This window comes from Enterobacter sp. TCD1-1 (assembly GCF_020567405.1).
Taxonomy (GTDB): Bacteria; Pseudomonadota; Gammaproteobacteria; order Enterobacterales; family Enterobacteriaceae; genus Enterobacter; species Enterobacter quasiroggenkampii.
In genome coordinates this window covers 132975-143951 of record NZ_JAJCXF010000008.1, presented here as the reverse complement: position 1 = coordinate 143951, position 10977 = coordinate 132975, and the positions used below count along the sequence as shown (strand labels likewise).

Below are 10977 nucleotides of genomic sequence, written 5' to 3'. Positions count from 1 at the left end.
CTGCCAGGCATCAATTAAGAAGAACCCCGTACCGGAAGGTGCGGGGTTTTTTGCTTTGCACGCCAGAAAACATGCCGGATGACGGCTTCGCCTTATCCGGCCTACAAAACCTGCAGGCCCGGTAAGCGCAGCGCCACCGGGCATGGCAGACCGCACCATCCTCTCCTTGAAACTTTCTCACCTTCTGCTTGCAGACTCGACATTCAAACCATTTCTGGGTATCGTTAGCTGTCTGGATGTCTAAACGTTTATACGTATGCTGTGAGGATACAAAGCTATGCCGATTCGGGTGCAGGACGAGCTACCAGCCGTCAATTTCTTGCGTGAAGAAAATGTCTTTGTGATGACGACTTCACGTGCGACAGGTCAGGAAATTCGCCCGCTGAAGGTGCTTATTCTCAATCTGATGCCCAAAAAGATCGAAACAGAAAACCAGTTCCTGCGTCTGCTGTCGAACTCCCCGCTGCAGGTCGATATTCAACTGCTGCGAATCGACGCCCGTGAGTCACGCAATACGCCTTCTGAGCATCTGAACAACTTCTACTGCAACTTCGATGACATTCAGGGTGAAAACTTCGACGGTCTGATTGTGACCGGCGCGCCGCTGGGCCTGGTGGAATTTAACGATGTCGCTTACTGGCCGCAGATCAAACAGGTTCTGGAGTGGGCAAAAGATCACGTCACGTCCACGCTGTTTGTCTGTTGGGCGGTACAAGCCGCACTGAATATTCTCTATGGCATCCCCAAGCAAACCCGCACTGAAAAGCTCTCCGGCGTATACGAACACCATATTCTCCATCCCCATGCGTTGCTGACGCGCGGGTTTGATGATTCTTTCCTGGCTCCGCATTCTCGCTACGCTGACTTCCCGGCCCAGCTGATTCGTGATTACACCGATCTGGAGATTCTGGCCGAAACGGAAGATGGAGACGCTTACCTGTTTGCCAGTAAAGATAAGCGCATTGCCTTTGTGACCGGACATCCTGAGTACGATCCGCACACCCTTGCGTCAGAATATTTCCGTGATGTCGAAGCGGGTCTGAACCCGGATGTCCCGTACAACTATTTCCCGAAAGACGATCCGCAAAACAAACCGAGAGCGACCTGGCGCAGCCACGGGAATTTGCTTTTTACTAACTGGCTCAACTATTACGTCTACCAGATAACGCCATACGATCTGCGTCACATGAATCCAACGCTGGAGTAATCGTCTGCACTAAACGATCCTAAAGCGTTTCAGCTATTCAAATCAGGCACCTTCGGGTGCCTTTTTTATTTCCGAAATGTCACTCATCATTCTTTAAAACTTTAATTTCAATAAAATCAATCAATTAATTGCAATTTATAATTAAAATGGAAATTGTTTTTGATTTTAGAAAAAATAGAGATAGTCTTAATTCTGCTGAGCGAAAACTACCCAACGATCTTTCGTTCGCATCGGGAGCGTGATTTTGGATCTTTGATGAGGAGCAGAGTAATGACTCAACAGGCAACGACGGTCGATGAACTGGCCTTTACCCAGCCGTATGGCGAGCAAGAACAGCAAGTTTTGACGGCAGAAGCGGTAGAATTTCTGACTGAACTGGTGACCCGTTTTACGCCGCAGCGCAATAAGCTGCTGGCAGCACGTATTCATCAGCAGCAGGAAATTGATAACGGCAAGTTGCCTGGTTTCATTTCGGAAACCGCTTCCATTCGTCGTGGCGAGTGGAAAATCCGCGGCATCCCTGAAGATTTACAGGATCGCCGCGTCGAGATCACCGGTCCGGTAGAGCGCAAAATGGTGATCAACGCCATGAACGCCAACGTTAAGGTCTTTATGGCCGATTTTGAAGACTCGCTGGCGCCGGACTGGCGTAAGGTCATCGACGGACAGATCAACCTGCGCGACGCCGTAAACGGCACCATCAGCTATACCAACGAAGGCGGCAAAATATACCAGCTTAAACCGAACCCGGCGGTACTGATCTGTCGCGTGCGCGGGCTGCACCTGCCCGAAAAACATGTCACCTGGCGTGGTGAAGCCATTCCGGGAAGTCTGTTTGATTTTGCGCTCTATTTCTTCCACAACTACAAATCCCTGCTGGCGAAGGGCAGCGGCCCATATTTCTATCTGCCTAAAACGCAGGCCTGGCAGGAAGCGGCCTGGTGGAGCGAAGTCTTCAGCTATGCGGAAGATCGTTTCAACCTGCCACGCGGCACTATCAAAGCCACCCTGTTGATTGAAACGCTGCCTGCCGTGTTCCAGATGAATGAAATTCTGCACGCTCTGCGTGACCACATTGTCGGCCTGAACTGCGGACGCTGGGACTATATTTTCAGCTACATCAAAACGCTGAAAAACTATCCCGATCGCGTACTGCCGGATCGCCAGGTCGTGACCATGGATAAACCGTTCCTGAGCGCCTACTCGCGTCTGCTGATCAAAACCTGCCACAAGCGCGGTGCCTTCGCGATGGGCGGCATGGCGGCCTTTATCCCGAGCAAAGATGCCGAGCGCAACAATCAGGTGCTCAACAAGGTGAAAGCCGACAAAGAGCTTGAAGCACGTAACGGCCATGACGGGACGTGGATCGCGCATCCGGGTCTGGCCGATACGGCGATGGACGTCTTCAACCGCGTGCTTGGCGACAATAAAAACCAGCTGTTTGTCACGCGTGAAGACGATGCCCCAACGGCTGAAGAACAGCTGCTGGCCCCGTGCGCGGGCGAACGGACGGAAGAGGGGATGCGGGCCAATATCCGCGTTGCGGTGCAGTACATCGAAGCGTGGATCTCCGGCAACGGCTGCGTGCCGATCTACGGCCTGATGGAAGATGCTGCGACGGCGGAGATCTCACGTACCTCTATCTGGCAGTGGATCCACCATCAAAAAACGCTCAGCAACGGCAAGCCGGTGACCAAATCCCTGTTCCGCCAGATGCTGGCCGAAGAGATGCGGGTGATCCAGGACGAGCTGGGCGAACACCGCTTTAGCAGCGGACGCTTTGACGACGCTGCGCGCCTGATGGAGCAAATCACCACATCAGATGACTTAATCGACTTCCTGACCCTGCCGGGCTACCGCTTCCTGGCGTAACTCACCACATAACAATATGGAGCATCTGCACATGAAAACCCGTACCCAACAAATCGAAGAATTAAAGAAAGAGTGGACACAACCTCGCTGGGAAGGCATCCGCCGTCCGTACAGCGCGGAGGACGTGGTGAAATTACGCGGCTCGGTCAATCCGGAATGCACGCTGGCGCAAAATGGCGCGGCAAAAATGTGGAAGCTGCTGCACGGTGGTTCCAAAAAAGGCTACATCAACAGCCTCGGTGCGCTGACCGGCGGTCAGGCCCTGCAGCAGGCGAAGGCCGGTATTGAGGCGATTTACCTCTCCGGCTGGCAGGTGGCGGCGGACGCCAACCTGGCCTCCAGCATGTACCCGGATCAGTCGCTCTATCCGGCTAACTCCGTGCCGTCGGTTGTGGATCGGATCAACAACACCTTCCGTCGAGCGGATCAGATCCAGTGGGCGGCGGGCATCGAGCCTAACGATCCGCGCTTTATTGACTATTTCCTGCCGATCGTTGCAGATGCGGAAGCGGGCTTCGGCGGCGTGCTGAACGCCTTTGAGCTGATGAAATCGATGATTGAAGCCGGTGCAGCGGCCGTTCACTTCGAAGATCAGCTGGCGTCAGTGAAGAAGTGCGGACATATGGGCGGTAAGGTGCTGGTTCCCACACAGGAAGCCGTGCAGAAGCTGGTTGCCGCGCGTCTGGCTGCTGACGTGCTCGGCGTGCCGACGCTGGTGATTGCCCGTACCGATGCGGACGCGGCGGACCTGATCACCTCTGACTGCGATCCGTACGACAGCGAGTTCATCACCGGCGAGCGTACCAGTGAAGGTTTCTATCGTACCCACGCGGGTATCGAGCAGGCGATCAGCCGCGGTCTGGCGTACGCGCCGTACGCGGATCTGGTCTGGTGTGAAACGTCCACGCCGGATCTGGCGCTGGCAAAACGCTTTGCTGATGCCATTCATGCGAAGTACCCGGGCAAACTGCTGGCCTACAACTGCTCGCCGTCCTTCAACTGGCAGAAAAAGCTGGATGACAAAACGATCGCCAGCTTCCAGCAGCAGTTGTCCGACATGGGCTACAAATACCAGTTCATTACTCTGGCAGGCATCCACAGCATGTGGTTCAACATGTTCGACCTGGCGCACGCCTATGCGCAGGGTGAGGGCATGAAGCACTACGTTGAGAAGGTGCAGCAGCCAGAATTTGCGGCGGGCAAAGATGGCTACACCTTCGTCTCTCACCAGCAGGAAGTGGGCACCGGCTACTTTGATAATGTGACCACGATTATTCAGGGCGGCACCTCCTCCGTCACCGCCTTGACGGGTTCAACGGAAGAAGCACAGTTCTAATCTTTTCCCCCTCTCCCCCCTGGGGAGAGGGTTGGTGGTGAGGGGGAATATATGTCGCGTGGCCTGGAATTACTGATTGCCCAAACTATTTTGCAGGGCTTCGATGCCCAGTATGGTCGTTTTCTTGAAGTGACCTCCGGCGCGCAGCAGCGCTTCGAACACGCAGACTGGCATGCGGTTCAGCAGGCCATGAAGCAGCGTATCCATCTTTATGACCACCACGTGGGTCTGGTGGTGGAGCAGTTGCGCTGTATTACCGACGGTAAAAGTCCGGACGCGGAATTTTTACTGCGCGTAAAAGAGCATTACACCCATTTGTTACCCGACTACCCGCGCTTCGAGATTGCGGAGAGCTTTTTCAACTCCGTCTATTGCCGGTTATTTGACCACCGCTCATTATCTCCTGAGCGGTTATTTATCTTCAGTTCCCAGCCCGAGCGACGCTTTCGTACCATTCCGCGTCCGCTGGCGAAAGATTTCTTCCCCGATCGCGGATGGGAAAAGCTCCTGCACCGCGTGCTGACGGATCTGCCGCTGCGCCTGCCCTGGGAGAATAAAACCCGGGATATCGGGTATATCCACGCCCATCTCAAGGAAGCTTTCGGCGCGGAGGTGCTCAGCCACAGCCATTTGCAGGTGGCCAACGAGCTTTTCTACCGCAATAAAGCGGCCTGGCTGGTGGGCAAACTGGTTACGCCGACGGCCATTGTGCCGTTTCTGCTGCCCATTCACCGCACCGACGGCGGGGAACTGTTTGTCGATACCTGCCTGACCACCAGCGCCGAGGCCAGCATCGTGTTTGGCTTCGCCCGTTCCTATTTTATGGTCTATGCCCCGTTACCTGCCGCGCTGGTGGAGTGGCTGCGCGAGATCCTGCCGGGCAAAACCACCGCCGAGCTGTATATGGCTATTGGCTGCCAGAAGCACGCTAAAACGGAAAGCTACCGGGAATACCTGCGTTATGTCACTACCGCTGATGAGCAGTTTATCGAAGCGCCCGGCATTCGCGGCATGGTGATGCTGGTGTTTACGCTGCCGGGCTTTGACCGGGTCTTTAAGGTGATTAAGGACAGATTCGCGCCGCAGAAAGAGATGACCGCCGCGCACGTCCGCGCCTGCTACCAGCTGGTTAAGGAGCATGACCGCGTCGGGCGCATGGCGGATACACAGGAATTCGAAAACTTTGTGCTGGATAAGCAGCAGATCGATCCGGCACTCATGGCGCTTTTACTGCACGAAGCACCTGCCAAAATCACCGATCTTGGTGACAAGATCGTCATTAGCCATCTCTACATTGAACGACGCATGGTGCCGCTGAATATCTGGCTGGAGCAGTCCGACGGTCAGGCTTTAAGAGATGCGATTGAAGAGTACGGCAACGCGATTCGCCAGCTTGCCGCCGCCAACATCTTCCCGGGCGATATGCTGTTTAAAAACTTCGGCGTCACCCGTCACGGTCGGGTGGTGTTCTACGATTACGACGAAATTTGCTACATGACCGAGGTGAACTTCCGCGATATCCCACCGCCCCGCTACCCGGAAGATGAGCTTTCCAGCGAGCCGTGGTACAGCGTTTCGCCGGGCGATGTGTTTCCCGAAGAGTTTCGCCACTGGCTGTGCGCCGATCCGCGTATCGGGCCGCTATTCGAAGAGATGCATGCCGATCTGTTTCGCGCCAGTTACTGGCGCGGACTGCAAACGCGGATCAAAAATGGGCATGTCGAAGATGTGTATGCATACCGCCGCAAGCAGCGGTTTTGCATCCGCTTTTCTCCCTCTCCCTGTGGGAGAGGGCCGGGGTGAGGGCATCAGGCTGCACTCAATTTTAACGAATCCCACCGTACGCCAGCGTGACCTCTTTCGCCGCCTTAATCACCAGCGCACCCAGCTCAGTGACCCGATCGTCGGTCATACGCGAAATCGGCCCGGAGATAGAGATGGCGGCAAACGGCTCGCGGTGCTCGTCAAAAATACAGGCTGCGATACAGCGCAGGCCGAGGGCGTGCTCCTCGTCGTCAAACGAATAGCCGCGCTTGCGGGTCAGGGCCAGATCTTCTTTCAGATGGACGGGTGACACCAGCGTGGCGTGGGTATAGGCGTGCAGCCCTTTACGGTGCAGCAGCCCTGTCACCTGTTCCTCGCTAAGCTGCGAGAGAAATGCTTTCCCCGCCCCGGACGCGTGCATTGGCAGCTTACCGCCAATCGGCGCGGACATGCGCATCAGCTGCGTGCACTGTACCTGGTCGATGATAATCGCCTGGTGATCGCTCTGGTCCAGCACGGCCAGGTTTACGGTCTCACCGGACTCCTCCATTAGCTTGCGCAGAATCGGATGCACAATCGCCAGCAGGTTGCGGCTCTGCAGGAAGCTGCTGCCAACGATAAACGCATGCGCGCCCACCGCCCAGTGCCCCAGCTCGCCGACCTGGCGGACAAAACCCAGCTGCTGCATGGTGGTCAGCAGGCGGTGTGTTGTGGAGTTCGGCAGGCCAGCCTGCTGGGCCAGCTCCGTCAGGGCCACGCTGCTGTGCGACTCGGCTATCCACTCCAGCAGCTTCAGACCGCGCGTGAGCGATTGAACCTGTCCGCCCTGTTGTGCGGCGGCGGTGGTGGCAGCAGGTTTTCTGCCGCGTTTAGCGGGAACGGTCGCGACCATGACGATCTCCTTTTTCTGTATCGTGGAAATCATTTTCGTTTTATTTGGTGAATTTGCAACCGTTATCCTGACTGATCGGAGGAGTGATGGTGAACATGTCTCATGTTACCGCTGAGCGGCTTTTCCACCCTGCGAGATTGTGCCAGTATGGAACGCAGCCTTTTGGCCTTGTTGAGCGTTGTCGGGAGCAAGTGTGAGCAGCAAAGTAGAGCAACTGCGTGCGCAGTTAAATGAACGAATTCTGGTGCTGGACGGCGGCATGGGCACCATGATCCAGGGCTATCGCCTGAGTGAAGATGATTTCCGCGGCGAACGCTTCGCCGACTGGCCCTGCGACCTGAAAGGGAACAACGACCTGCTGGTGCTCAGCAAGCCGTCCGTGATTAAAGATATCCACAACGCCTACTTCGAAGCGGGTACGGATATAGTTGAAACCAACACCTTTAACTCGACAACCATCGCCATGGCGGATTACCAGATGGAATCCCTGTCGGCGGAAATCAACTTTGAAGCCGCGAAGCTGGCGCGCGCCTGCGCCGACGAGTGGACGGCCCGCACGCCGGATAAACCGCGCTACGTTGCCGGGGTGCTTGGCCCGACGAACCGCACCGCGTCGATTTCACCGGACGTCAACGACCCGGCGTTTCGTAATATCACCTTTGACCAGCTGGTTGCGGCCTACCGGGAATCGACCAAAGCGCTGGTGGAAGGCGGTTCCGATCTGATCCTGATTGAAACCGTCTTCGATACCCTCAACGCCAAGGCCGCAATTTACGCGGTGAAAGAGGAGTTCGAGGCGCTGGGCGTTGACCTGCCGATCATGATTTCCGGCACCATCACCGACGCCTCTGGCCGTACCCTGTCCGGCCAGACCACCGAAGCGTTTTATAACTCCCTGCGCCACGCCGACGCGCTCTCCTTCGGCCTGAACTGCGCGCTGGGTCCGGATGAACTGCGCCAGTACGTACAGGAGCTGTCGCGCATCGCGGAATGCTACGTCACCGCGCACCCGAACGCCGGTCTGCCAAACGCCTTCGGTGAATACGATCTGGATGCCGACACCATGGCGGCACAAATCCGCGAGTGGGCCGAGTCTGGATTTCTGAACATCGTCGGCGGCTGCTGCGGCACCACGCCGAAACATATCGCCGCCATGAGTAATGCCGTCGCCGGGCTGCCGCCGCGCAGGCTGCCCGAGCTGCCGGTTGCCTGTCGCCTCTCCGGCCTTGAGCCGTTGACCATTGGTGAAGACAGCCTGTTTGTGAACGTGGGTGAGCGTACGAACGTCACCGGTTCCGCGAAGTTTAAACGCCTGATCAAAGAAGAGAAGTACAGCGAAGCGCTGGACGTTGCCCGCCAGCAGGTGGAAAGCGGCGCGCAGATAATCGATATTAACATGGATGAGGGGATGCTCGACGCCGAAGCAGCGATGGTGCGTTTCCTCAACCTGATTGCCGGTGAGCCGGACATCGCCCGCGTGCCGATCATGATCGACTCCTCCAAATGGGACGTGATCGAGAAGGGGCTGAAGTGCATTCAGGGTAAAGGCATCGTCAACTCCATCTCCATGAAAGAGGGCGTTGATGTCTTCATCCACCACGCGAAGAGGGTCCGCCGCTACGGTGCCGCCGTGGTGGTCATGGCCTTCGACGAAGTGGGCCAGGCCGATACCCGCGCGCGTAAAATTGAGATTTGCCGCCGCGCGTACAAAATACTGACCGAAGAGGTGGGCTTCCCGCCGGAAGACATCATCTTTGACCCGAACATCTTCGCCGTGGCGACCGGCATCGAAGAGCACAATAACTACGCCCAGGACTTTATCGGCGCGTGCGAGGACATTAAGCGCGAGCTGCCGCATGCCCTCATCTCCGGCGGCGTGTCGAACGTCTCGTTCTCGTTCCGCGGTAACGACCCGGTGCGTGAAGCGATCCACGCCGTGTTCCTCTACTACGCCATCCGCAACGGGATGGACATGGGGATCGTTAACGCCGGCCAGCTGGCGATTTACGACGACCTGCCTGCCGAGCTGCGCGATGCCGTAGAGGACGTGATCCTTAACCGCCGCGACGACGCCACCGAACGGCTGCTGGACCTGGCGGAGAAATACCGCGGCAGCAAGTCGGATGACGCAGCCAACGTTCAGCAGGCCGAGTGGCGTGCCTGGGACGTGAAAAAGCGTCTGGAATATTCGCTGGTAAAAGGCATCACCGAGTTTATCGAGCAGGACACCGAAGAGGCGCGTCAGCAGTCAGCCCGCCCGATTGAAGTGATCGAAGGGCCGCTGATGGACGGCATGAACGTGGTGGGCGATCTGTTCGGTGAGGGCAAAATGTTCCTGCCGCAGGTGGTGAAATCCGCCCGCGTGATGAAGCAGGCCGTGGCGTACCTGGAGCCGTTTATCGAGGCCAGCAAAGAGAAAGGCTCCAGCAACGGCAAGATGGTCATCGCCACCGTCAAAGGCGACGTGCACGACATCGGCAAGAATATCGTCGGCGTGGTGCTGCAGTGTAATAACTACGAGATTATCGACCTCGGCGTGATGGTCCCGGCGGATAAAATCCTCAAGACCGCGCGCGAAGTGAATGCCGATTTGATTGGCCTCTCCGGGCTGATCACCCCGTCGCTGGACGAGATGGTTAACGTGGCGAAGGAGATGGAGCGTCAGGGCTTCACCATTCCGCTGCTGATTGGCGGCGCGACCACTTCTAAAGCGCACACGGCAGTGAAAATCGAGCAGAACTACAGCGGGCCGACGGTCTACGTGCAGAACGCCTCGCGCACGGTGGGCGTGGTCTCCGCGCTGCTCTCTGACACCCAGCGCGACGAGTTTGTCGAGCGCACCCGCAAAGAGTACGAAACCGTTCGCATCCAGCACGGGCGCAAGAAACCGCGCACCCCGCCAGTTTCACTCCAGGCGGCGCGTGATAACGATCTGGCGTTTGACTGGTCGAGCTATACGCCACCGGTCGCGCATCGCCTGGGCGTTCAGGAGGTCAGCGCCAGCATCGAAATGCTGCGCAACTACATCGACTGGACGCCGTTCTTTATGACCTGGTCGCTGGCGGGCAAATATCCGCGCATCCTGGAAGATGAGGTGGTTGGCGAGGAGGCGAAACGCCTGTTTAAAGATGCCAACGATATGCTCGACAGGCTGAGTGCGGAGAAAACCCTTAACCCGCGCGGCGTCGTGGGCCTTTTCCCGGCTAACCGTGTGGGTGACGACATCGAAATTTACCGCGATGAAACCCGCACTCATGTACTGGCGGTCAGCCGCCATCTGCGTCAGCAAACCGAGAAAGTGGGCTTTGCCAACTACTGCCTGGCCGATTTTGTCGCGCCGAAGCTGAGCGGTAAAGCCGACTATATTGGCGCCTTTGCCGTGACCGGCGGTCTGGAAGAAGATGCCCTGGCGGACGCGTTCGAAGCGCAGCACGACGATTACAATAAAATCATGGTGAAAGCGATCGCCGACCGCCTGGCTGAAGCCTTCGCCGAGTACCTGCACGAGCGCGTGCGTAAGGTGCACTGGGGCTACGCGGCGAATGAAAACCTCAGCAACGAGGAGCTGATCCGTGAAAACTACCAGGGGATTCGTCCGGCACCGGGCTATCCGGCCTGCCCGGAGCACACCGAAAAGGGCACGATCTGGCAACTGCTGGATGTCGAAGCCCATACCGGGATGAAGCTCACCGAGTCGTTCGCCATGTGGCCGGGTGCGTCAGTTTCAGGTTGGTACTTCAGTCATCCGGACAGCAAGTACTTTGCCGTGGCGCAGCTGCAGCGCGATCAGATTGAAGATTATGCCCTGCGCAAAGGGATGAGCGTATCAGAAGTCGAGCGCTGGCTGGCCCCGAACTTAGGCTACGACGCCGACTAACGTCACTTTTCCTTACAACAAACAGGGCA

General features: G+C 57.0%; 6 protein-coding genes. 5 read left to right on the top strand and 1 reads right to left on the bottom strand.

The window, feature by feature from the left end; translation table 11 throughout:
• Nucleotides 1-277 precede the first annotated feature (277 nt).
• The 4 genes from metA to aceK all read left to right on the top strand — a co-directional run bounded on the left by metA (nt 278) and on the right by aceK (nt 6218).
• Nucleotides 278-1207, top strand: a complete 930-nt coding sequence (gene metA, locus LJA86_RS21110) for a homoserine O-acetyltransferase MetA (protein WP_008503405.1) — start codon at nt 278-280, stop codon at nt 1205-1207.
• 270 nt (nt 1208-1477) lie between these two features.
• Nucleotides 1478-3079: a malate synthase A gene (aceB, locus tag LJA86_RS21105; protein WP_229226689.1), complete on the top strand. Its 1602-nt coding sequence runs from the start codon at nt 1478-1480 to the stop codon at nt 3077-3079.
• A gap of 31 nt (nt 3080-3110) precedes the next feature.
• Nucleotides 3111-4415 carry an isocitrate lyase gene (gene aceA / locus LJA86_RS21100; protein WP_008503407.1) on the top strand — a complete coding sequence of 435 codons (1305 nt, stop codon included), beginning with the start codon at nt 3111-3113 and terminating at the stop codon, nt 4413-4415.
• Between the two features lie 51 nt (nt 4416-4466).
• Entirely contained in the window at nt 4467-6218 is a 1752-nt protein-coding gene (gene aceK / locus LJA86_RS21095) for a bifunctional isocitrate dehydrogenase kinase/phosphatase (protein WP_229226688.1), read from the top strand.
• Between the two features lie 22 nt (nt 6219-6240).
• Here the strand turns inward: aceK and iclR are convergent, their stop codons facing one another.
• Complete coding sequence (gene iclR / locus LJA86_RS21090; RefSeq protein ID WP_126534939.1) at nt 6241-7071, bottom strand: glyoxylate bypass operon transcriptional repressor IclR; 831 nt, start codon at nt 7069-7071, stop codon at nt 6241-6243.
• Between the two features lie 193 nt (nt 7072-7264).
• Between iclR and metH the strand changes: the two genes are divergently transcribed.
• Nucleotides 7265-10948, top strand: coding sequence for a methionine synthase (gene metH / locus LJA86_RS21085; protein ID WP_229226687.1), 3684 nt, complete (start codon nt 7265-7267; stop codon nt 10946-10948).
• Nucleotides 10949-10977: the final 29 nt, after the last annotated feature.